Origin of the sequence: Cellulophaga geojensis KL-A, from assembly GCF_000568425.1 — a bacterium.
GTDB lineage: Bacteria > Bacteroidota > Bacteroidia > Flavobacteriales > Flavobacteriaceae > Cellulophaga > Cellulophaga lytica.
This window is the reverse complement of record NZ_ARZX01000006.1, coordinates 88,221-112,449: the sequence shown is the minus strand read 5'-3', so window position 1 is coordinate 112,449 and position 24,229 is coordinate 88,221. Positions and strand designations below refer to the sequence as shown.

The window sequence follows — 24,229 nt, the reverse complement described above, 5'->3', positions numbered from 1 at the left end:
CTATTTTTTTTTATTAAATTTGATCATATTTGAAATTAAAGACTTTTCATAATCATTCATAAGCACTAAATATATTGCTATAATGCAAATTATGGTATAGACGCTGCCAAATAGCAAAAATAAGGGCCAAGTGTTAATATTTGTTGTATTTAGAAGAAAAGATGCGATAATTACCATAAAAGTAAATAGTACAAAAGGTTTTAAAAGAGTTTTGTTAAAAAAAGAAAATATTTTGAAGTCAAATATTTTCTTATAGTATAAATTCATAATTATAATATTCAATGCCATCGCCGTAATTAGGGGTATAGCAGTTCCTATAATGCCATAACTTTGTGACATAAAATACGCAACTATAACTCCTGACCCCACTGTGAAAATACTTAATAAGGACTTAAATCTATTTTTTCTTTTTGCTTCTAAAATTGAGTTGCCAAAAGCTTGTATCAAAGGTAGAGTCATAACACTCATTAATAACAATGCAATAACCCAAGAATTTTCATAAGTCTCACCTACCCATAATAAAATAAAGCTTTTACCAAATAGAATAAAGCCGCTTAGGACTAATAATAAAATAAAAGAGTTTAACCTACCAATTTTCACCATTGTTTCAGTAAGCTCTTTGCCGCTACTTTTATTTATAACCATTTGTGTTGCTCTAGGGATTAATACGCTATTAATTCCTCCAGCAAAAGCTCCATAATATCCTCCAAGCATTACTCCAATACCATAGATAGCAACAGTTGTGCTGTCTGTAGTAACTCCTAAAATAAGTTGACCTGCATTCCATTGAAATTTATAAACTATACCAAATAGAAAAACCCATAATGAGTAACTGAATATGTCTTTTATTAATGAGGTATCAAATATTTTTAATGAAATTTTGACTTTTAGTTTTTTACTAACAAATCTAGCAGCTATTAGCATCACAGTTACACTTAAAATAGTATCAATAATTACAATACTAATAGCTTTTCCTCCATAGATTAAAACTACAAATACTATTAAAGCTCTAATTAAATACCTTGAAATATTCAATAAAGATGGAAAAACAAAACTTTCATAGCCTCCACATATTGCGAAAAATGATCCTCCAGGAAGAGCTATTGCTATGTTTCCAACAAGTATAATAAACATTATTTTAGCTATTCTCAATTCTTCATATGTTAGTGATTCTGAGAAAATTAAATCAAAATTATAATATAAAATACCCCCAACTAATGTTAGAAATAAAGAAATAAAAATATAAATCCACATCGTAGTGCCTAAAAACTCCTGCTCGCCCTTTTTATTCTTTTCAGCTTTATATTTGGCAACGTATCGGACTATGGCATTATTTATTCCTAAATTCATTAAGCCAAGATAGGCTACAAATGAGCCTACTAAAAGATAAACTCCGTATTCAGAATCTCCTAGACTTCTAACAATAAATGGAGTTAAAACCAGACCAACGACGTTAGTTAGAATAATCTTTACATAGGTTAATAAAGCTCCTTTTTTTAGTTGACTCAAAATGGTTAGTTTTTATAGTTTACTAGAGGTTTGGCACTAGTTATAATCTTCCGTTAACTTTTTTAGGATCTAAAATGCCTTTAACATCATACAAAATACCATTTGGTTGCAGTAAACTTTGCAGGTCTAAGGCTAAAAATTCTTTATGAGCTACGGTTAGTACCACAGCATCATACTTTTTATTTGGTAGTGTTGTTGTAGTTTCTAAATTGTACTCATGCGCAACCTCTGCTGGGTTTGCCCAAGGGTCATAAATAGTAACATTAGCACTGTAACTCTCTAATTGCTGTATAACATCTACAGCACGTGTATTACGTACATCTGGGCAGTTTTCTTTAAATGTAACCCCTAGTACTAAAATGTTGGCATTTTTAATTTTTATGTCTGCTTTAAGCATTAATTTGATAACTTCTGCAGCAACATAGCCGCCCATACTATCATTTAACCTACGACCAGCTAATATAATTTCTGGATGGTACCCAAACTCTTGGGCTCTTTGTGCCAAATAATAAGGATCTACACCTATACAATGCCCACCCACTAAACCTGGCTTAAAGGGTAAAAAGTTCCATTTAGTGCCAGCTGCTTCTAGCACAGCGTGGGTATCTATGTCCATTAAATTAAAAATTTTAGCCAGCTCGTTAACAAAAGCAATATTAATGTCTCGTTGAGAGTTTTCTATAACTTTTGCAGCTTCAGCAACTTTAATGGTAGGAGCAAGGTGTGTACCTGCAGTTATTACAGACTTGTATAAATTGTCTACTTTAACACCTATTTCTGGTGTAGAACCAGCAGTTACCTTTAATATTTTTTCTACAGTGTGTTCTTTATCTCCTGGGTTTATACGCTCTGGAGAGTACCCAGCAAAAAAGTCTACATTAAATTTTAAACCACTGTGTTTTTCTAATACAGGAATACATTCTTCTTCTGTAACACCAGGGTATACAGTAGATTCATAAATTACAATATCTCCCTTTTTTAAAACTTTAGCAACTGTTTCACTAGACTTATACAAAGGTGTTAAGTCTGGTCTGTTGTTTTTATCTACAGGCGTAGGTACGGTTACTACGTAAACGTTACAATCTTTTATATCATCTAAATTACTACTACAATACAAACCAGTATCTTTTATATCTGGTGTTTGTGATAATACACTTTGTAAAACAGCATCATCTACTTCTAACGTACTATCTGTACCAGATTGTAATTCTGCAATTCTACCTTGGTTAATATCAAACCCTATTACAGGGTATTTAGTAGCAAATAAGCGGGCCAATGGTAAGCCAACATATCCTAAGCCAATAATTGCAATTTTTGAGGTATTCATAATATAGTGTTCTTTTATTAAATTATTTTAAATTTTCCCAATACCAATCTACGGCTTCTTTTAAGCCTTTTTTAATATTGTACTGAGGGTTGTAGTTTAACAAGTTTTTTGCTTTGTCTATAGATGCTAATGAGTGCGGTACATCACCTTGTCTCTCTGGTCCAAATGTAACATCTACATCTTTAATTTTAGAGTCAAACTCACTTAGGTACTCTTTAAGTAAAGTTGTAAGTTCATTTAAATCTGTACGCTCACCATATGCAACATTGTATACCGTGTTAACAGCATCTTTATTTGTAGTAACAACAGCTAAAACATTCATTTGTATTACATTGTCTATATACGTAAAATCTCTAGAAAAAGATCCATCACCATTAATAACAGGAGATTCATAATCCATAAACTGCATTACAAATTTAGGAATTACGGCTGCATAAGCTCCTTTAGGGTCTTGCTTTCTTCCAAAAACATTAAAATAACGCAGGCCTATAGTTTCTATACCGTAAGTTTTAGAAAAAATTTCTGCATACAATTCATTTACATATTTTGTAATAGCATAAGGAGATAATGGTTTTCCAATTTTATCTTCAACTTTAGGAAGACCTTTAGAATCTCCATAAGTAGAAGAACTTGCTGCATAAACAAAACGTTTTACCCCATTATCTCTTGCTGCAACTAGCATGTTTAAAAAACCAGATACATTAACGTTGTTACTAGTAATAGGGTCATTAATAGATCTTGGTACAGACCCAAGTGCAGCTTGGTGCATTATATAGTCTACCCCTTTGCAAGCTTTATGGCAATCATCTAAATTACGAATGTCACCTTCTATTAAAGTAAATTTAGGATTGTTAAAATGTTGTGCTATGTTTTTTTTATGGCCAGTTGCAAAATTATCTAAACAGGTTACTGTATTTCCGTTTTTTAATAATGCCTCACATAAATTAGAGCCAATAAAACCAGCTCCGCCAGTAACTAAAATATGAAAGTTTGGATTTAAGTTGAATGTTGTAATATCCATTTATTTTTTTTGAAAATTCAAAGGTATAATTGAAAGTACGAAATAACTGCTTTTTTGTTTTAGAACAATGTTATTTCCGATGAATTGTAATTTATAGTGGTTAAAGTTTTCTTCTACGTTTTTTTAGAGCATTTTATCATTCTGTTTTATGTTTAATTTTAGGTAAAATTTTTTAATAATTAGTATATGTAACAGATGTATATATGCGCTGTATTCACTTAAATACTATTGTTTTATTAAAGATTTGATTTTTGGCATTGTATGTGGTGATTGCTAAATGAAAAAAGTTGAAGTGTAGAATTATGGTTTAATATCGTATTTAAACGATTTTTATACATGTTTACCGATTTATTAAACCAGTACTCTTAAAATGAAAATAATTAAGATAAATTTGAAAATTGATGAATTGTTTGTAAGAACTTTATTAGCATTAATACACATATATGTCACAAGAAAGTAAAATATGGTTATCCTCTCCGCACATGGGCGGTGAAGAACAAAATTTTGTAAAAGAAGCTTTTGATACCAATTGGATAGCTCCTTTAGGACCAAATGTTACTTTTTTTGAGAATGATATTGCAGCATATGTAAAAAATGATGTTAGTGTTGCAGCCTTAAGTTCTGGTACAGCAGCTATACATTTAGCCTTAGAGATTTTGGGAATAAAGTCTGGAGATGAAGTTTTATGCCAAACATTTACGTTTTCTGCCTCTGCTAATCCTATAAAATATTTAGGAGCTACTCCTGTTTTTGTAGATAGTGAAAAAGATACGTGGAATATGTCTCCTAAGTTGTTAGAAGAAGCAATAGAAGATAGAATTGCTAAAGGAGTTAAGCCTAAAGCCATTGTTGCAGTACACTTATATGGTATGCCGTATAAAGTAACAGAAATTAACGCTATAGCAGAAAAATACAATATACCAGTAGTTGAAGATAGTGCAGAAGCACTAGGAAGTACGTACAATGGTGTAAAATGTGGAGGTTTTGGAACCGTAGGAATTTTGTCTTTTAATGGGAATAAAATAATAACAACCTCTGGTGGAGGGGCTTTAGTAACAAAAGATAAAGCTATAAAAGACAGAGCCGTTTTTTTAGCAACGCAGGCAAGAGAAGATGCACCACACTACCAACATAATGTTGTTGGATATAACTATAGAATGAGTAATGTATTAGCTGGTATTGGTCGTGGACAAATGTTAGTTTTAGACGATAGAGTAGCAGCTAGGAGAGCTAATTATCAATACTATTATGATAATTTACATTTAATAAAAGAGCTTGAGTTTTTAAATGAGCCTAGTGGAGTTTTTTCTAACAGGTGGTTAAGCTGTATTTTAACACCTTCCTTTAAAATTAGAGAAAAAATTAGGTTAGCATTATTAAATGAAAATATAGAGTCACGTCCATTATGGAAGCCAATGCATGCACAGCCTGTATTTAAGGATTATGCAAGTTATATGGACGGAACTTCTGAGGATCTTTTTGAAAGAGGACTTTGCTTACCTAGTGGGTCTAATTTAGAGAAAAAAGATTTGGAAAGAATTGTACGTACAATAAAGTCTCAATTTATATGATTAAGAATTACTTAAATAATAATGTAACAAGGTACGCATCTAAATGGTTAGTTTTAGGTATAGATGTAGTAATAATGATTATTGCTTTTATCTTATCTTACTTTATTAGATATAACTTAACATTAGAGTTTGATGTTGCTCAGTTGCCATTTCAAATTCCTATTGTTGCTGTTGTTGCAGCCTTAGCTTTTTTAATTACAGGATCTTACAAAGGAGTAGTTAGGCATACAGGTGTTAAAGATGTGTATAATATTTTTAACGCAATATGTTTGTCTAGTATTTTAATGATTTTATTGGTTTTAGCAAACAAAAAACTAGACCTGTTTAGTTGGACAACTATACCATTACAAATTATTATTGTACATAGTTTAATTGCTTTTTTAGCGTTATCTGCATCTAGGTACTTATTTAAAACGCTTTACAATACCATAGTAAATAAAAGTTTATACAATACTAAAAGGGTTTTAATTTATGGCGCTGGTGAATCTGGTATTATAACGCATAGTGCTATTACAAACCACTCTAAATCTAATGTAAAAGTAGTTGGTTATGTAGATAATAATAGTAAAAAGGTTGGTAAAAGTATAAACGGAGTTAATGTTTATGCTAAAAGTGATTTGAATGAGGAGTTTATAGTAAACAATGGTATTTCTGAAGTTATTTTTTCAATTCAGAATATTAATCCAACCGCACTTAGAGAGCTTGTAGAAAGTATGGTTGACTTTCCTGTAAAAGTTAAAATTGTTCCTCCTGTTGAGGATTGGATTAACGGAGAGCTAAATTTTTCACAAATAAAGCAAGTTCAAATTGAAGATTTACTAGATAGAGCCCCAATTACTATTGAAAACTCTAAAATATCTGGTGAATTAAAAGACAAAGTGGTAGTTGTAACTGGTGGGGCTGGCTCTATAGGTAGTGAACTAGTAAGGCAAATATGTAAATATAATTACAAATCATTAATAGTTATAGACCAGGCAGAGTCTGCTCTTTATGATTTACAGCAAGAATTAAAACAAAATGGATACCATAATTTTTTTCCTATAGTTGGTGATATTAGGGATAAAAACAGGTTAAATTATCTTTTTACAGAACATAAACCTAATATTGTGTTTCATGCTGCTGCTTATAAGCATGTTCCTTTAATGGAGTACAACTCTTATGAAGCTATAAAAATTAATGTTGCAGGAACTAAGGTTCTTGCAGATTTATCTATACAACATAATGTAGATAAGTTTGTGTTTGTTTCTACAGATAAAGCTGTTAACCCTACTAATGTAATGGGGGGTACCAAGCGTATAGCAGAAATGTATATTAGTTGTATGCAACAAGAAAACAAAACTAAGTTTATTACTACAAGGTTTGGTAATGTTTTAGGATCTAATGGTTCTGTAATTCCATTGTTTAAAAGACAAATAGATAAAGGAGGGCCATTAACGGTAACCCATAAAGATGTGACTCGTTTTTTTATGACAATTCCAGAAGCGTCTCAGTTAGTTTTAGAAGCTGGAGCAATGGGAGAAGGAGGAGAAATTTTTATATTTGATATGGGTAAGCCAGTTAAAATATTTGATTTAGCTAAAAATATGATTAAACTTTGTGGTTTAAAATATCCTGAAGAAATGGATATTAAAATTACTGGTTTAAGACCAGGAGAAAAGTTATATGAAGAACTTTTAGCTAACGGAGAAAATACAATGCCTACGTATCATAAAAAAATAATGATAAGCAAGGTGAGGGAGTTAGATTATGTGAAAACGCGTTCATTAATTGATGAGCTGTGTGTTAATAATATGTTCTTTAAATCTAACACTGTAAGTCTAATGAAAGATATTGTACCTGAGTTTATTTCTAGTAATTCAGATTTATGCAAAATAGATATTGAGAAAGAGAAAAACGAAGAAAAAAAGATACTACAAACATTAACTAAATAACAAGTAAAACAATCCTATGAGAACCATTAAAACTTTTTTAAATAAAGTACTACCTATATTTGCAGTTGTGATGACTATTTCATGTGCATCTAAAAAGGATGTTGTGTATTTTCAAAATTTATCAGCTTTTGAAACAATGGTAGATACAGATACGTATACCACAAGATTAAAAGTTGGAGACAAAGTAGGAATTGCAATTACAAGTGAAAACCCAATAGCAAGTGCCCCTTTTAATTTAACCACAAGCGCTAGTGCATCAGGTGAAGAGTCTAGTGGTATTTCTAATTACTTGGTAGATATAGAAGGAAATATAACACTTCCTGTTTTAGGAAGTATTCAAGTTAAAGGTGCTTCTGTTCCAGAAATTAAATCTCTAATAAAGAAAAAATTAATAGAAGGAGGGTTGCTAAAAGATCCACAGGTTCTGGTTTCTTTAGATGGTTTTTATATTACTATTTTAGGTCAAGTTAGGTCTCCTGGAACCTTTTATATTCCAGGACAGCGTATTACTATTTTACAAGCTTTAGGTATGGCTGGCGACTTAGATATTTCAGGTAAAAGAGATAACGTTTTGGTAATGCGTGATTTTAACGGTACTAAAGTTTCTACAAGGATAGATTTAACCAAAAAAGAAGTTTTAAATTCACCTGTTTACTATTTAACTCAAAATGATGTGGTTTATGTAGAACCTAATGAGTCTAAAGTAAATGAATCTAAATCTAGCAACAGAGCATTGACATTATCTGTGGCATCATTACTATTGACTTTAACAACTACCGTAGTTGTACTATTAAGAAACTAAAATAGAACAATTACAAAGAATTGATTATACGTTTATGGATTTAAACTCTACAACTAATATCAAAAATGGTATTGATATTAAAGAAATAATTAAAAATTACACAAAAAACTGGAAGTGGTTTTTAGTAGCTATGATCTTGGCTTTAGTATTGGCTTTTGTGTATTTGAGGTATACAACACCCCAATACTCTGCTATAGCTAAAATTCAAATATTATCTGAAGAGAGCTCTAAAAGTGAATTGAGTGTATTAAAGGATATGGGAGGTTTTTCGTCAGGTAGTGACGTTGAAGTCTTAGATGAAATACTGTCAATAAAATCAAGATCAAATTTTATTGAAGTAGTTAAAAGCTTAAATTTAAATGTTAAGGTATATACTGAAGGTAGAATTTTAGAAACAGAAGTCTATAAAAAAACGCCTTTTACGTTTAATTTTTTAGAGCAAGACTCTATAGTAGACAAGGCTAATTTTTCTTTTTATATAAATTATTTAACGGAAGATAAGTTTGGTTTTTCAAGAACTGAAGAAGCTAATGTAGAAAAATATACTTTTGGTTCTAAAGTAGAAACTCCTGCAGGAGATGTTGTTATTACACCATCTTTTGAAGATGTAAAAAATTATAAAGGAAGAAAATTTAAGGTTGTAGTTAGTCCTGTAGAACTTATTGCAGAGAGTTATAGAGCAAAGGTAAATATTGCGCCAACGGAGAAAGGGTCTAAAATGTTAGATTTATTTTTAACAGATAATGACCAGCAAAAAGCAAAGGATATTTTAAATGAATTAATTAGAATATACAACAAAAACGCTTTAGACTCTAGAAAAGCTATTGCAGATAAAACTTCTAATTTTATTGATGAGAGGATAAAAGTTATTGCATCTAGTTTATCAAATTATGATCAAGAGGCGCAAGATTTTAAAAGTCAAAAAGGAGTCTCGGATATTCAAGGTGAAACAAGCTTAAATTATAGTATGAGTACATCTAGTAGTCAGGAATTAGAAAGTGCTAGAATACAACTGGGTATAGTTGAAGCAATGAAAGACCAAGTAGAAAACCAAGACGGATTTGATGTTTTGCCAACTGGTGTTACGCAAGACCCATCTATAACTAGTGCTGTAAGTAAGTATAATGAACTGGTTATTACTAGAAAGAACTTATTAAAAAATGCTAGTGCAAATAATCCTGCAGTTCTTGCATTAAATAGTCAATTGGCAGGTATTAAACAAGGGGTGGCTTCTAGTTTGTCTAGTACTAAAAATGCATTAGGCTTACAGGTTAATAACCTAAGTAAACAGGTGAGTCAATTTAGGTCTAAGCTTTATACATCACCAATAAATCAAAGAAAATTAACAGATATAGCAAGAAAACAAAACAGTATTGAAGGAATTTATTTGTTTTTACTGCAAAGAAGAGAAGAGTCTCAAATAGCATTTGCTTCCGCTACTCCTAAGTTAAAAGTTATAGATAACGCCTATAATTACGGATATGGGCCTGTGTATCCTGTAAAAAGAAATATATACTTACTAGCTATAGTTGCAAGTTTATTCATTCCATTTGGTTTTATATATGTTAGTGATTTGTTAGATAATAAAATTCATAACAAATTAGATTTAGAAAAAATTGTTGGGTCTATACCTGTAGTTGCAGAAATCCCTAGCTTAGGTAAAAAACCAGGTTTGGTTCAAAAGAATGACAGATCGGTTTTAGCAGAATCTTTTAGAATTTTACGTACTAATATTGATTATTTAATAAATACTAGTAAAAAGTCGTCGGGTAAAAAGAATAATATAGTTTATTTAACTTCTAGTGTATCTGGAGAAGGTAAAACTTTTTTAGCATCTAACTTAGCATTAATTTTTGCTAATACGGGTAAAAAAGTATTGTTGGTAGGTGCAGATATTAGAAACCCCAAATTATATACATTTTTTGATGCTTCAGAAGAAAAAGGGAATAAACGTGCTAAAAATACAGGTTTAACAGAGTACCTTACTTCTGATATTAAAATAAAAGATATTGTAAAGCCAACAGTTTATGGTGAAACTGAATTAGATATTATTTACTCTGGTAAAATTCCGTCTAACCCAGCAGAATTATTGATGAGCACTAAAATGGAATCATTATTAAAAGAAGTATCTGAAACTTATGATTACGTAATTGTAGATACTGCTCCTATGGTTGTAGTTACAGATACATTATTAATAAGTAAGTATGCAGACCAGTTATTATATGTTACCAGAGCTGGTTCTACAGAAAATAAGGTTATTCAGCACCCAATTCATTTAAAAGAAGAAGGTAAAATAAGTAATCTAAGCTTTATAGTTAATGATGTGCCAGAAGCAGATTTAGGCTATGGAGGTAAGTATGGTTATGGTTATGGAGTAAATAAAAAACGTTGGTGGCATTTATTTAAAAAATAAGGTTACCAAGAATATTAAATTAAAAAGTCCCAGTTTTTCACTGGGACTTTTTTTATTCAAAATTATAGTTGGTATTTTCTATAATAGGTTTTAGTAACTCTATTGTTTTAAGCGGGAGCTTGATTTCCTTTAAGACTTTTAATTGTCTTATGTTATGTACATCAGACCCTATAAAGTTATACATTTTATTGTCTAGTAGTTTTAAAGCTGCTTTGTGCACATCTGGACCGTAATAATTACATAAAGACAATAGGTTTAATTGAAAAAAAGTACCAAGCTCTTTATAATAGTTATAATCTTTAAACTTATGATGTGCAAACGCATAGCGTTCTGGGTGAGCTAAAATAGGGGATAAAGGAAGTTTATTTAACTTCTGAACAGCTTGCTTTAAATTAATTGACTCTTGTAGAAAAGACATTTCAATTAAAATATAGTCATTATTTAAAGACATATACTCTTTAGAGTCTATAAGCTCTTCAAAATAGGGGTCTACCATATGCTCCGCAGCAATATCTATTGTAAAGTCGTTTATGTTTTTAGTTTTTAGTTCTTTTTGTAATGTAGCTAAAGAGGTTGTTATACTTTTTGAAGTATTTGGGTAATAACCACTCATAATATGCGGTGTACATATAAATTTAGTTACACCAAAATCTTTAAAACCACTTAAAATTTCTAATGATTCTTCTGGTGTTTTTGCACCATCATCTATGCCAGGTAAAATATGGTTGTGTATATCTGTATACCCTTCTAGATAATCAACTAAAAAATATTTTTTACTAAAAAAATGAAACATAGTAATTTTACTTTTTTTGTATTGCTAAAATTATATTTTTTTAACGTACTTGGTAATAATTACAATTTGTTGTCCGTCTACTTTGCCCTCTATATATTCTGCATTTTCATGATCTAAAGATACTCTACGTACAGCAGTTCCTCTTTTTGCCACCATACTAGAGCCTTTTACGGGTAAATCTTTAATTAATACAACACTATCGCCGGCGTTAATTATAACACCATTACTATCTCTGTGTACAATTTTATCTTCAGGATCTTCTCCTTCTCCAGTAGCTTTAGCCCATTCTAAATTATCTTCGTCTAAATACATCATATCTAGCAGGTCTTGTGGCCATCCTTCACTACGTAGCCTACTTAGCATACGCCAAGCAATAATTTGTACGGGTATATGCTCACTCCACATACTATCATTTAAACATCTCCAGTGATTTGGTTCTGTTTGTTCTGGGTCTTCTATTTGAGTAACACAGGTATTGCAGGCTAGTATATTGTCTTGTAAATCACTATTTTTTGCAGGTAAAACTTGGTAAGGACTTAAGTTTTCTTCATTGGAGCAAAGTTCACATTTGTTTTGGCTTCTTTTTTTTAATTCTCTTTCGATGCTCATAAGGTATTTTATTATTAATTAACGCCAAAAATACGTATAATGTTTGTTCTAAGCTTACTAAGTTTATAAGTTTAATTTAGACTTATTTTTATTTTATATCTACTGCCTATTTTTGCCTTTAGATCTTGTTTTTATTCTTAAATTTGTAACCTAAACCAAACCCATTTTTACTCTTGAAAGACACCTTAAAACATCGTGGTAAACGTAATCTTTTGGCTAACATTTTAATAGAAAAAGGTATTGAAGATACCAAAGTTATTGAAGCTATTAAAAAGGTTCCAAGACACTTGTTTTTGGATAGTAGTTTTGAAGATCATGCATACCAAGATAAAGCTTTTCCTATTGGTGCAGAGCAAACCATTTCTCAGCCTTATACTGTTGCTTTTCAGTCTCAATTGTTAGAAGTTAAGCAAAATGATGTAATACTAGAAATAGGTACAGGGAGCGGATACCAAACTGCGGTATTATTGCAATTAGGAGCTAGAGTTTATACTATTGAAAGACAATCTCAGTTGTTTAAAAAGAATAAATTATTTTTTCCTAAAATGGGGATTAGACCCAAAAAAGCAATTTTAGGAGATGGCTACAAAGGATATCCAGAGGAAGCTCCTTTTGATGGTATAATAGTTACAGCTGGCGCGCCTATAGTGCCAAAACCGTTACTTGCACAACTTAAAATAGGAGGTAGGTTAGTTATACCAGTTGGTGTAGAAGATCAAATAATGACGTTGTTTGTACGTAAATCTGAGCTAGAGTTTGAGAAACAAGAATTTGGATCTTTTAAATTTGTACCGCTTTTAGAAAATAAAAACTAGTTATTAAAACTCTTTTTTATTCTATCTAAATTTCTCTTGTTGTCTCTATCTTTAATAGAGTCTCTTTTATCATGTAGTTTTTTACCTTTAGCTAAAGCAATGTTTATTTTTGCTAAACCTTTATCATTTAAAAACATATTTAACGGTACAATTGTTAAACCAGTATTTTTAACTTCTTTCTCTAGTTTTTTAAGCTCTCCTCTGTTAAGTAGTAATTTACGAGATGCTTTTGGTTGGTGGTTGTAATGAGATCCGTGAGAGTACTCATCTACTTGCATATTAATTATAAAAAGTTCGTTTCTGTCATTAAATTCACAAAAACTTTCTGTTATAGAGGCTTTACCTTCTCTTATAGATTTTATTTCTGTACCAGACAAAACTAAGCCAGCTGTATAAGTATCAATTAGTTCATACTCAAACCTAGCTCTTTTATTTTTAATATTGATTTTTTTCTGCATCATAGAGTGCAAAAATAGAATATTTTAAACCAACTTTGTAAAGATTTTAAAAGCATTACAACTAATGCACAAAAGATTTTATTTTATGATTAAAAAAAGTATGTTTTTCTTATTACTGATTGCTTTTGCAGCGTGTAAGAATGAAAAAAAAGTAGCAATTAGCGCACAAAGTATTGTAGATAACGCCATAGCCGTTTCTGGAGATAGCTTGTATAAAACTAAAAAGATGTCTTTTGATTTTAGAAATAAAAAGTATGTTTTATTGCAAGAAAATGGCAAGCGTATAATGAAACGTATTTTTAAACAAGATTCTACAATTGTTACAGATGTAAAGGCTGCTAAGTTTACACGTTTAGTAAACGATAGTGTTGTTGCAGTTGCAGATTCTACTGCTCGTAAATATGATAATGCTATTAATTCAGTTTTTTACTTTGCTCTTTTACCTTATGGTTTAAATGATGCCGCTGTTAAAAAAGAATATTTAGGAGAAGTTACAATTAAAAGTAAGCAGTACTATAAAGTTAAAGTTACTTTTAGTGAGGCAAATGGTGGTGATGATTTTGAGGATACTTATTTGTATTGGTTTAATAAGGAAACAGCAAAACCAGATTATTTAGCGTATAAGTTTTTTGTTAATGATGGTGGTATGCGTTTTAGAGTAGCTTATAATGAGCGTTATGTAAACGGAATTAGGTTTGTAGATTATGAAAACTACAAACCTAAATCTGAATCTATGAATATTTTAGAGATAGATAAAATGTTCCAGAATAATGAGTTGAAATTGTTATCTAAAATAGAGTTAGATAATATTATTGTCTACTAATATCTAAATTAAGTTTAATAGCAGTGGCTTGTGTGCCAATTATTGTTACTACAAATAAGCCACTGTTATCATAGTCATCAATTTGTTCAAATTTTTCTTCGCCAATTATAGCATTTACAAATTTAGGAATAGTATTACTGTGGCCTACAACTAAAACTTTTTTACCATAATTATCTGTTACAAATTGCTGTGGTTCTATAGTAGTTGGGTCATAACTGGTAACAGAAATTCCTTTTTGTACAGATGTAGGGGCAGCTGTCATTTGTGTTCTTTGGTAATCTGTAGAGTAAATAGCTTCTAATGCAACAGGCTCAAAAACCTTTGCCCAAAATATAGATCTACCTAAGCCTTCTTGAGATAATTCTGGATCTTGATTTTCAGAATTTGATCTATCCTTTTCTGCGTGCCTAATAAAATAAAAAGTAGAGACAGTATTGTTTATTTCTTCATCTATGGCATTATTTTTATCGTTTTTACACGCTAGTGTTACAGTAAAAAGTAAGACTAAAAGAATAGGTTTTAAAAATTTCATCTGTGTACTAATTTATTTTGATGTTGTTGTATATAGTATAACTTACTTTTTGTAAAAAAAGTATACAATAATAGTATTTGTAACGCCTTTTATTTTACTAAAAATAGTAGTTTATAAGTATTATAGTTTAACCTCTTTTTCTATAAGATGATTAATGTAGTTTACAGTGTTTAAAAGATACTTTCGGTCTTGTGTTATTGTTGCCATTGCAACAGAACCTTGTAGCATTGTATACAGTTGCTTAGCAAATTGTAATGGAGTTACAGGTAGCTTTAATTCGTTATTATTAACACCCGTTTCTAAAACAGCAGCAATTTTACCTTCTATAGTGCGTACAATTTCTTTAGCGGCACTAGAAAGTGTTTTGTTGTTGTATTCTGCGTCTACACCAACATTTATTATTGGGCAACCTCCCATATCTAATGTAAAAACAGCATATTGTCTATAAAAACTAGTAAGGTTGTATATTTTGTCTAAAGATGTTCCTTCTATATTTAGGCGTTCATCAATTTTATTTAAAAGTTTAGTAGTGTTATAGTTAAAAGCGGCTAAAGCAATTTCTTCTTTATTTTTAAAATTACCATATAAAGCGCCTTTTGTTAGGCCTGTTGCATTTGTAATATCACTCATACTTGTACCAACATAGCCTTGTTTGCTAAATATTGGCGCAGAAGTTTTAATGATAAATTCTTTGGTTTTTTCTGCCTTGGTGGACATATGCTATTTGTTGTTTCTACGAATATATAAAATCTATAAAATAGAACCATAAAAAAAGCTTCCATAAAGGAAGCTTTTTTGCTTTTATTATTAAATTATATTAATTATTGTTTCTAAATACCAATTTATCATCAAAACTATCTATTAAAACAATGCTATCTGTGGTAATATTGCCAGATAATATTTCTTTAGATAAATTATTAAGTACTTCTTTTTGTATTATACGTTTTACAGGTCTTGCACCATATTGCGGATCATAGCCTTTTAATGCTAAAAAGCCAACAGCCTCATCTGTAGCATCTATTGTAATATTTTGCTCGGCAACAAGTTTTTTAAGCGTGTTTAATTGTAAACGTACAATTTTTTTAATGTTATCCTTAGATAACGGTGTAAACATAACAATGTCATCAATTCTGTTTAAAAACTCTGGTCTAATACTTGCTTTTAGCAAGCCTAACACATCTGTTTTAGCTGCTTCAGTAGCTATTGTAGCATCTTTATGTGTGTTAAAACTTTCTTGTATTATACTGCTTCCCATATTACTTGTCATAATAATAATGGTGTTTTTAAAATCTGCAACACGACCCTTGTTGTCTGTTAATCTACCTTCATCTAAAACCTGTAGTAAAATATTAAAAGTATCTGGATGTGCCTTTTCAATTTCATCTAATAAAATAACAGAGTAAGGTCTACGTCTTACAGCTTCTGTTAATTGTCCGCCTTCATCATAACCAACATAGCCAGGAGGTGCACCAACCAATCTGCTTACAGAGTGGCGTTCTTGGTACTCACTCATATCAATTCTGGTTAAAGCATTTTCATCATCAAACAAGTAGGAAGCAAGTGTTTTAGCAAGTTCTGTTTTACCTACACCTGTTGTTCCTAAAAATAAGAATGAGCCTATTGGACGCTTAGCATCTTGTAAACCAGATCTACTTCTTCTAATAGCATTAGCTACAGCCTCTATAGCTTCTTCTTGCCCTACTACACGCTTGTGTAATACAGACTCTAAGTCTAATAGTTTTTCTCTTTCACTTTGTAGCATTTTTGTTACCGGTATACCGGTCCATTTAGCAACAACATCTGCAATGTCTTCATAGGTAACTTCTTCTTGTATTAAAGTACCATTACTTTGTTGCTCTGCAAGTGTGTTTTGTAGTTTTTCTAATGCTTCTTGGGCTTCTTTAATTTTACCGTATCTAATTTCAGCAACTTTACCATAATCACCGTTACGTTCTGCGCGTTCTGCCTCTAACTTATAATTTTCTATATCTTGTTTTACTTGTTGTATATTATCTACAACTGTTTTTTCACTATCCCATTTTGCAAAAATTTCATTACGTTCTTCTTTAATATTAGCAAGATCTACGTTTAAAATTTTTAACTTATCCTTATCATTTTCTCTTTTAATAGCTTCAATTTCAATTTCTAATTGCATTATTTTACGGTCAAGAACGTCTAATTCTTCTGGCTTAGAATTAATTTCCATACGTAATTTTGCAGCAGCTTCATCCATTAAGTCAATAGCCTTATCCGGTAAAAATCTGTTTGTTATATAGCGTTGCGATAATTCTACGGCACCAATAACAGCTTCATCCTTAATGCGTACTTTGTGGTGTGCTTCGTATTTTTCTTTTATTCCTCTTAATATAGAAATAGAACTTTCTGTACTTGGTTCATCTACTATTACTTTTTGAAATCTACGCTCTAAGGCCTTGTCTTTCTCAAAATACTTTTGGTATTCGTCTAAAGTTGTAGCACCTATAGCACGTAATTCTCCACGCGCTAATGCAGGTTTAAGTATGTTTGCTGCATCCATAGCACCATCTCCGCCGCCAGCACCAACTAGTGTATGTATTTCGTCAATAAATAATACAATTTCGCCATCTGCAGAGGTTACTTCTTTAATAACCGACTTTAAACGTTCTTCAAATTCACCTTTATATTTTGCACCAGCAATTAAGGCACCCATATCTAATGAGTATATAATTTTACCTTTTAAGTTTTCAGGAATATCTCCTTGAATAATACGGTGTGCAATACCTTCTGCAATTGCTGTTTTACCTACACCAGGCTCACCAACTAACATTGGATTGTTTTTTGTTCTACGAGATAAAATTTGCAAAACTCTTCGTATTTCTTCATCTCTTCCAATTACAGGGTCTAGTTTGCCTTCATCTGCTAATCTGTTTAAATTTTTAGCATATTTTTCAAGTGAATTGTAATTTTCTTCTGCACTTTGTGATGTAACATTGTTACCGTTTCTTAACTCTGCTATAGCTGCGTTTAAATCTTTTTCTGTTACCCCTTGATCTTTTAAGATCTGAGAAATTTTACTTTTAGATTTAAAAATAGCCAATAACAAATGTTCTGTAGACACGTATTCATCATTCATTTTTTTAGCTACTATTATAGCTTCGTTAACTGTTTTACCTGCTTCACGAGACATCATTATATCTGCGCCTGTTACTTTTGGTAAACTTTGCAATTCTTTGTCTACAATTTGTGTTAATAACGCAACATTTACATTTAGCTTTTTTAATATAAAAGGCATTACATTTTCATCTACTTTAATTAATGCTTTAAATAAATGTTCGTTTTCTATTTGTTGATTGCTAAGTTCCTGAGCTAGCAGTTGGGCTTGCTGCAAGGACTCTTGAGATTTTATTGTGAAATTATTAATGTTCATATATGTTGTATATTTTATAGTATTAGTATTTTTACGGAGTTAAAGACAATTACCTTACCAAAACAGTAATACAGACAAAATGACTGTTTTTACGGGGTTTCGCGAGACATTTAGTCAGTTGTAAGGTTGTGTTTTTAGATCGACTTAACTATAAAATTAATATTTATAATGGGAATATTTACAGGTTTATTTGGTGGTAAGGAAGAAAATAAAAAAGAGGAAAAAGATTTACCTTGGATACCCTTAACTACTGTTGCGCAATTGCAAGATATTGAAGAAAAATCTAAAACAAAAACGCAGTTTATTTTTAAGCATTCTACCACTTGTGGTATTAGCCGTATGGTTATAAAAATGTTTAGAGATACATACAATTTTACAGAAGACCAAGCAGATTTATACTACTTAGATTTGTTGCAATACAGAGAAGTTTCTAATGAAACAGGGTATAAGTTTCAGGTAATTCATCAGTCACCACAATTGTTGGTTGTAAAAAATGGAGTTGCGGTTGCTGATGCTTCTCACGGTTCTATAACAGACTTAGATTTAGAAAAATATTCATAAATAAAAACGCCCTTGCATTTGCAAGGGCGTTTTTATAATTACTTATTATTAGAACTTATGTCTTATAATAATGTTTTTTAAATTGGCCTTTAAACTTTCACCAGCATCATAAACCATTTGCTCGTTGGTAGGGAACTCCACAGATTTTAAGCTTAACATAGAAATTAAATCACTTGTTAAAGCTCTTTTATCACCTCTATAATTTGCGTAGTTGTGTTCAAAAACAAACTGACTAGCTAAAGGGTATGTATTTACTTGTTGCCTTGTGTTTAAATCTATAAAGCTTACAACACCAGTTACTTGCGCAGACTTAGATTGTGTAAATTGGTAAAAATTACACCTTACAGTTTTAAATTTATCTGTTTTTACTTTGTTGCCATCTTCATCTACAACAACTTCACTATCTTCATCTAGTACATATTTGTAACCATCTTTAATTTGAGACTCTTTTACAAGTTCTTTTTCTCTAATCTGTTCTGGTGAAATATTTATTTCTCTAAAGTCTACTTCCATTTCATAATCATACTTAACAGTACTCATTGGTTGTGCGTGGTACTCTGTCCATAAATCATTTAAGCCATAGGTGTTAAAGTTTAGTAAATCATCTTCTAAACGTACCGGAATAATTTTATCTGTACTATTTATAAGCTTTACTCTAACATAATCTATTCCTTTGTTGTGTGCTTCTTCAATTTTTATTCTGCTGTCTTCATAATTAGGACTCAACTCGTTTAGATAATTAAAATCATCATATGCTCTTCTGTAATCATCTTTGCTCACTGCGTTAGCAAGTAAATTACTAGCGTTACTATATAAATAGTCTGCTAACTGTTTTTTAGAAGACAATATTTTATCATTATAATTAACAATGTTAAAATCTGCATTTCTGTTTTCATCTACTATCCTTAATGGTAGTAATGGCTTAATTTGTTCTTGTATATTTTTAAGTCGTGTGTAGGCATTAAAAATATTTTCGTAGTTAGCAGCGTTGCCGTCTTTCTTTAAAAAGGCAATATTACTTAATTCTCTTTCTGTATTTTTTTTAAATGCATCTTCTAATAATGAGATATATGGTTGGTTGCTTTTTTTAGTTTTATTAGAAGCTAAATTTTTAATAGAAGTTTGTATTACAGATAAATAGTTACCTGTATTTATTGCTTCTTGAGTCTTTTTAACTCCACTACAGGAAGCTAAAAAAATTGATACTGCGGTTAATAGTAAAATTTTTTTCATAACATCTAAATTTAATATTGTAGGTATGTTTTCAATAGTCGTGCCAACATACAAAAGAGAAAACGCTTACAGTGGTTAAATAGTATATTTTACAAGGGGTAATAGCGTAATATTTTTTTTGTTAGAATATAATTATGGTCTAATATTTTGATTAATAGTATAATTATTGAGCAAAAAAAATTCCCTTTAAAAGGGAATTTTTTAAATGTATATGTAAATTATTTAATGGATATTGCAGGTAGTAATTTAGTAGAAACTTCTCCAAAACCAATACGCACACCGTCTTTTTTACAATAACCTCTTAAGGTAACAGTGTCATTATCTTGTATAAATTTTCTGGTTTCTCCGTTAGATAATTCTACTGGTTTAGTTCCTTGCCAAGACAACTCTAGCATAGATCCGTAAGAGTCTGGAGTTGGACCAGATATGGTTCCGCTTCCCATCATATCACCACTATTAACCTTGCAACCATTTATGGTGTGGTGTGCAAGTTGTTGAGCCATTGTCCAGTACATGTATTTAAAATTAGATTTAGAAACAGTAGTAGGTTCTCCATTTTCTGGTGTAATATCTACTTCTAAATTAATATCAAAAGATTTATCTCCTGTTTGTTGTAAATAGGGTAGTGGTTTAGGTTCTTGTGCAGGGCTCGCTGTTCTAAAAGGTTCTAAAGCATCTAATGTAACTATCCAAGGAGAAATTGAAGAAGCAAAGTTTTTAGCTAAAAACGGGCCTAGAGGTACATATTCCCATTTTTGAATATCTCTGGCACTCCAATCATTAAATACTACCATACCAAAAATATAATCTTCGGCTTCATCAACAGGTATAGGTTCACCTAATAGGTTAGCGTCTGTAGTAATAAAAGCAGTCTCTAGTTCAAAATCTACTAATTTTGATGGGCCAAATACAGGAGTTTCTTCACCCTTAGGTAATGTTTGTCCGTTTGGTCTATGTACAGGAGTGCCGCTTGGTATAATTGTAGAGCTTCTGCCGTGGTAACCAACAGGTATATGCAACCAATTTGGTAATAAAGCATTGTTAGGGTCTCTAAACATTGTACCAACATTAGTAGCATGTTCCTTACTAGAGTAAAAATCTGTGTAATCACCAATTTGTACAGGTAATTGCATTTCTACCTCATTCATAGTAAAAAGTACAATTTTTTTGTGCTCTTCATTATTTTGTAATGCAGGATTGTTAATATCAAAAATTTCGCTAATTCTGTTACGAACCAAGCGCCATGTTTTTTTACCGTCTGATATAAAATCATTTAAAGAATCTTGTAAAAAAATATCATCTGTTAACGGTATACCATCAAAATACCCTAATTGGTGCAGAGCACCTAAATCTATTGCATAGTCTCCTATACGAGTACCTATGGTAATAATATCGTCCCTGGTTAAAAATACACCAAAAGGAATATTCTGAATTGGAAAGTCTGAAGTAGAATCAACAGAAATCCAAGATTTTTTTGAAGGATCGTTAGTTTTTATAGGCATATTGTACGTGTTAATTTTTTTTTGATAAATTTCTTTTCAAATATATTATTTTCTTCTGATTAAAGAATCTCAATTTGTATTTTTACACTTTATTAACGCAATAAAATATCTATGCAACGCGATAACCAAATTTTTGATTTAATTAATGACGAAAAACAACGTCAATTAGAAGGAATAGAATTAATAGCTTCAGAGAATTTTACAAGTCCACAAGTTATGGAGGCAGCAGGTTCTGTGCTTACCAATAAATATGCAGAAGGTTATCCTGGAAAGCGTTATTATGGTGGTTGTGAGGTTGTTGATGAAATTGAGCAATTAGCAATAGATAGAGCAAAAGAGCTTTTTGGAGCAGAATATGTAAACGTACAGCCACACTCGGGGTCACAGGCAAATGCATCTGTATATCATGCGTGCTTAAAGCCTGGAGATACTATTTTAGGTTTTGATTTATCTCATGGAGGGCATTTAACTCACGGATCTCCTGTAAACTTTTCTGGGCGTTTGTATAATCCGGTTTTTTATGGAGTAGAAGAAGAAACTGGAGTTTTAAACTATGATAAAATACAAGAAATAGCAACTAAAGAAAAGCCTAAAATGATTATTGCAGGTGCTTCTGCTTACTCTAGAGATATAGATTTTGAGCGTTTTAGAGTTATTGCAGATAGTGTTGGTGCTTTGTTGTTAGCAGATATTTCGCATCCGGCAGGTTTAATTGCAAAGGGTATATTAAATGACCCAATGCCACATTGCCACATTGTTACTACTACTACGCACAAAACATTACGTGGTCCTAGAGGAGGAATGATTATGATGGGGAAAGATTTTGAAAATCCTTTTGGGATAAAACTTAAAAATGGAAATTTACGTAAGATGTCTGCTTTATTAGATTTAGCAGTTTTTCCTGGTAACCAAGGCGGACCATTAGAGCATATTATTGCAGCCAAAGCTGTAGCTTTTGGAGAAGCTTTAACAGATGAGTATTTGCATTATATGATTCAGGTTAAGAAAAACGCAGCAGCTATGGCAGCAGCTTTTGTTAAAAAAGATTATAAAATAATTTCTGGAGGTACAGATAACCATATGATGCTTATTGACCTAAGAAATAAAAATATAACAGGTAAGGACGCAGAAAATGCTTTAGTTAAAGCAGATATTACTGCAAATAAAAATATGGTTCCTTTTGATGATAAATCTCCTTTTGTAACTTCAGGAATCCGTTTTGGAACTGCGGCTATTACAACACGTGGTTTAAAAGAAGATGATATGCAAACTATTGTAGATTTTGTAGATGCTGTAATTAATAGCCCAGAAGATGAAGAGGTTATTTTAAATGTTAGAGAAAAAGTAAATGCTCTAATGGAAGGTAGAGCATTGTTTAATTAATAGTAAACTTATATTAACCGTTAAAAAAATGGAAAACCTATACAGGTTTTCCATTTTTTATATATGATCTATCATAAACAGATCACCTCTATTAGTGCTGTTGTTGCGCACATCATAAATAACGGCATCTTCTTCAGACTCATAATAAAGTCCCCAGAATCCAAAGTAAGATTTTTCAGTTATATTGGTTAAGCTTATATTATCTTCAGATAAAATTGGCAAATGTATTTCTGTAGGTAATTCTAAATTTTCAGTCATTAAACATTCTACATTAGTAACTAACGTATCTAAAATGGCATCTAAGCTATTAACTATACTATTGTTGCATACTTTACTTATAATTACAGATGTATCTGCTAAATAAATAGCACATTCAGCTATATCTACAAATTGTTCTGTATTACACCTTAACTTTTCTAAACTTTTGTAAAATTGCTCTAATCTAGATGAGTTTACATCTAATTTATCTTTTAACCAATTAGAGTTGTTGTAAAAACACACACCTTCTGATAGCCAAAAGTTAGATTGAAACTCAATACCTATTTCAAAAGCATCTGGTTTATTGTTTAAGATCCTTATAAGAACTCTAGAAAAATATGCTTTTTCTAGTTCGTTTCTAAAAATTTCTAGTTGTTCTAATATACACTCTGGGACATTATTAGAATAACGTATATCATTGTATTGCGATGGGTTAGACATCATAGTATCAATTGTAGGTGGTTATACTTACTACAAAGCTATGATGATTTTTTGAGTTTGGATTATACGTAAACCTTGGATTTTTTGAGGTTATTATCTTAAATGGGCAAAAAAATGTTAAAGTTTTTAACAGCGTAAGTTGCTACTTACATTCTTTTAAATAAAGCCCCTCCTTTTTGCCTCGTTAATTAAGGCAAGGTCATTTTCGTTTTCAATATCAAAAATAAATTTAAGTTTACGCTTTCTGGTTTCTATACCTGTTACAGATAAATTAACGTAATCTACTAAGTCTTTTGTTTTAATTCCTAATGATAAACGATATAGTATTTCTTTATCATCTTCATTAATCATTATATTGTTAGTCATTGTTTTTCTAAAAACATCAATGGCAGATTTAGAATAGTATGTACTATCATTTAAAACATTATCTAACGCTTTTTCAATCACTTCTTCATTAACTTCTGTTTTAACAATGTAGCCATCTGGGTTTACAGAAGAAAATATATTACTAATTCGCAAACTGTCGCTAAATGAAGATTGAAATATTATTTTTGTTTTAGGAGATATCTCTCTTAAAAGCATCCCTAAATGTTCTCCAGTTTTGTTTCCATCAATATTTTCTTTGTCTGGTTTTTCAATTTGTATGTCTAAAAATGCAACATCAAAAATATTACTTTCAATTATTTTTTTAGCCTCTTGGTAGCTATTTGCGGTGGTTAAGTTAATATTATATTTAGCTGGGTTTATATCTGCAAATGTATACTGGTATCCTTTTAGTATAAGTTGATGATCATCAACAGCTAATATTTTTAGGGTTCGCATATTATGTTAAACTTTGATC

Annotated in this window: 21 protein-coding genes; 8 read left to right on the top strand and 13 right to left on the bottom strand. The window is 30.9% G+C overall.

Going from position 1 to position 24,229, the window contains the following annotated elements; all coding sequences use genetic code 11:
• Genes KLA_RS06795 through KLA_RS06785 form a run of 3 tightly spaced genes read right to left on the bottom strand, consistent with a single transcriptional unit; the run spans window position 1 to window position 3,857 of the window.
• Complete coding sequence (locus tag KLA_RS06795; protein ID WP_034644656.1) at window positions 1-1,509, bottom strand: oligosaccharide flippase family protein; 1,509 nt, start codon at window positions 1,507-1,509, stop codon at window positions 1-3.
• Between the two features lie 40 nt (window positions 1,510-1,549).
• Entirely contained in the window at window positions 1,550-2,836 is a 1,287-nt protein-coding gene (locus KLA_RS06790) for a nucleotide sugar dehydrogenase (protein ID WP_034644655.1), read from the bottom strand.
• Window positions 2,837-2,858: 22 nt separating this feature from the next.
• Window positions 2,859-3,857: an SDR family oxidoreductase gene (locus tag KLA_RS06785; protein WP_051456053.1), complete on the bottom strand. Its 999-nt coding sequence runs from the start codon at window positions 3,855-3,857 to the stop codon at window positions 2,859-2,861.
• A 443-nt stretch (window positions 3,858-4,300) separates the two neighbouring features.
• On the opposite strand from KLA_RS06785, the gene KLA_RS06780 reads away from it, so the two are divergent.
• Genes KLA_RS06780 through KLA_RS06765 form a run of 4 tightly spaced genes read left to right on the top strand, consistent with a single transcriptional unit; the run spans window position 4,301 to window position 10,574 of the window.
• Window positions 4,301-5,428, top strand: a complete 1,128-nt coding sequence (locus KLA_RS06780) for a DegT/DnrJ/EryC1/StrS family aminotransferase (RefSeq protein WP_034644654.1) — start codon at window positions 4,301-4,303, stop codon at window positions 5,426-5,428.
• Window positions 5,425-7,359: a polysaccharide biosynthesis protein gene (locus KLA_RS06775; protein WP_034644653.1), complete on the top strand. Its 1,935-nt coding sequence runs from the start codon at window positions 5,425-5,427 to the stop codon at window positions 7,357-7,359. The genes KLA_RS06780 and KLA_RS06775 overlap by 4 nt, the downstream gene beginning before the upstream one ends.
• Window positions 7,360-7,375: 16 nt before the next feature.
• Window positions 7,376-8,161, top strand: a complete 786-nt coding sequence (locus KLA_RS06770; protein ID WP_034644652.1) for a polysaccharide biosynthesis/export family protein — start codon at window positions 7,376-7,378, stop codon at window positions 8,159-8,161.
• A 34-nt stretch (window positions 8,162-8,195) separates the two neighbouring features.
• The gene (locus KLA_RS06765) at window positions 8,196-10,574 is read left to right on the top strand and encodes a GumC family protein (protein ID WP_034644651.1); all 2,379 of its coding nucleotides are present in this window, start codon (window positions 8,196-8,198) and stop codon (window positions 10,572-10,574) included.
• Between the two features lie 52 nt (window positions 10,575-10,626).
• Here KLA_RS06765 and KLA_RS06760 read toward each other — a convergent pair whose 3' ends face one another.
• Both KLA_RS06760 and KLA_RS06755 read right to left on the bottom strand, forming a co-directional pair.
• Window positions 10,627-11,367 carry a tyrosine-protein phosphatase gene (locus tag KLA_RS06760; RefSeq protein ID WP_034644650.1) on the bottom strand — a complete coding sequence of 247 codons (741 nt, stop codon included), beginning with the start codon at window positions 11,365-11,367 and terminating at the stop codon, window positions 10,627-10,629.
• A 30-nt stretch (window positions 11,368-11,397) separates the two neighbouring features.
• Window positions 11,398-11,976, bottom strand: a complete 579-nt coding sequence (locus tag KLA_RS06755) for a PhnA domain-containing protein (protein ID WP_034644649.1) — start codon at window positions 11,974-11,976, stop codon at window positions 11,398-11,400.
• A gap of 173 nt (window positions 11,977-12,149) precedes the next feature.
• On the opposite strand from KLA_RS06755, the gene KLA_RS06750 reads away from it, so the two are divergent.
• Window positions 12,150-12,791, top strand: coding sequence for a protein-L-isoaspartate(D-aspartate) O-methyltransferase (locus tag KLA_RS06750; protein WP_013622207.1), 642 nt, complete (start codon window positions 12,150-12,152; stop codon window positions 12,789-12,791).
• Here KLA_RS06750 and smpB read toward each other — a convergent pair.
• The gene (gene smpB / locus KLA_RS06745) at window positions 12,788-13,249 is read right to left on the bottom strand and encodes an SsrA-binding protein SmpB (protein ID WP_034644707.1); all 462 of its coding nucleotides are present in this window, start codon (window positions 13,247-13,249) and stop codon (window positions 12,788-12,790) included. The two genes, KLA_RS06750 and smpB, sit on opposite strands and share 4 nt — an antisense overlap.
• A gap of 85 nt (window positions 13,250-13,334) precedes the next feature.
• On the opposite strand from smpB, the gene KLA_RS06740 reads away from it, so the two are divergent.
• Complete coding sequence (locus KLA_RS06740) at window positions 13,335-14,072, top strand: DUF6503 family protein (RefSeq protein ID WP_034644648.1); 738 nt, start codon at window positions 13,335-13,337, stop codon at window positions 14,070-14,072.
• On the opposite strand, the gene KLA_RS06735 is transcribed toward KLA_RS06740, so the two are convergent.
• The 3 genes from KLA_RS06735 to clpB form a co-directional block, all read right to left on the bottom strand.
• Window positions 14,059-14,604, bottom strand: coding sequence for a histidine phosphatase family protein (locus tag KLA_RS06735; protein ID WP_034644647.1), 546 nt, complete (start codon window positions 14,602-14,604; stop codon window positions 14,059-14,061). The genes KLA_RS06740 and KLA_RS06735 overlap by 14 nt on opposite strands.
• Before the next feature lie 120 nt (window positions 14,605-14,724).
• A complete protein-coding gene (locus KLA_RS06730) occupies window positions 14,725-15,321 on the bottom strand; it encodes a TetR/AcrR family transcriptional regulator (RefSeq protein ID WP_013622211.1) in 597 nt (198 codons plus the stop codon).
• A 100-nt stretch (window positions 15,322-15,421) separates the two neighbouring features.
• Window positions 15,422-18,010: an ATP-dependent chaperone ClpB gene (clpB, locus tag KLA_RS06725; RefSeq protein ID WP_034644646.1), complete on the bottom strand. Its 2,589-nt coding sequence runs from the start codon at window positions 18,008-18,010 to the stop codon at window positions 15,422-15,424.
• Window positions 18,011-18,178: 168 nt separating this feature from the next.
• On the opposite strand from clpB, the gene ytxJ reads away from it, so the two are divergent.
• Window positions 18,179-18,571: a bacillithiol system redox-active protein YtxJ gene (gene ytxJ, locus KLA_RS06720; RefSeq protein ID WP_013622213.1), complete on the top strand. Its 393-nt coding sequence runs from the start codon at window positions 18,179-18,181 to the stop codon at window positions 18,569-18,571.
• Window positions 18,572-18,619: 48 nt separating this feature from the next.
• Here the strand turns inward: ytxJ and KLA_RS06715 are convergent, their stop codons facing one another.
• Both KLA_RS06715 and fahA read right to left on the bottom strand, forming a co-directional pair.
• The gene (locus KLA_RS06715; RefSeq protein WP_034644645.1) at window positions 18,620-19,804 is read right to left on the bottom strand and encodes a hypothetical protein; all 1,185 of its coding nucleotides are present in this window, start codon (window positions 19,802-19,804) and stop codon (window positions 18,620-18,622) included.
• A 218-nt stretch (window positions 19,805-20,022) separates the two neighbouring features.
• Window positions 20,023-21,306 carry a fumarylacetoacetase gene (gene fahA / locus KLA_RS06710; RefSeq protein ID WP_013622215.1) on the bottom strand — a complete coding sequence of 428 codons (1,284 nt, stop codon included), beginning with the start codon at window positions 21,304-21,306 and terminating at the stop codon, window positions 20,023-20,025.
• Between the two features lie 111 nt (window positions 21,307-21,417).
• Here fahA and glyA point away from each other — a divergent pair, with 111 nt between their 5' ends.
• A complete protein-coding gene (gene glyA, locus KLA_RS06705; RefSeq protein ID WP_013622216.1) occupies window positions 21,418-22,689 on the top strand; it encodes a serine hydroxymethyltransferase in 1,272 nt (423 codons plus the stop codon).
• Between the two features lie 57 nt (window positions 22,690-22,746).
• Here glyA and KLA_RS06700 read toward each other — a convergent pair whose 3' ends face one another.
• Together KLA_RS06700 and KLA_RS06695 are read right to left on the bottom strand one after the other, a co-directional pair.
• The gene (locus tag KLA_RS06700; protein ID WP_013622217.1) at window positions 22,747-23,391 is read right to left on the bottom strand and encodes a hypothetical protein; all 645 of its coding nucleotides are present in this window, start codon (window positions 23,389-23,391) and stop codon (window positions 22,747-22,749) included.
• A gap of 153 nt (window positions 23,392-23,544) precedes the next feature.
• The gene (locus KLA_RS06695; protein ID WP_013622218.1) at window positions 23,545-24,210 is read right to left on the bottom strand and encodes a response regulator; all 666 of its coding nucleotides are present in this window, start codon (window positions 24,208-24,210) and stop codon (window positions 23,545-23,547) included.
• Window positions 24,211-24,229 lie beyond the last annotated feature (19 nt).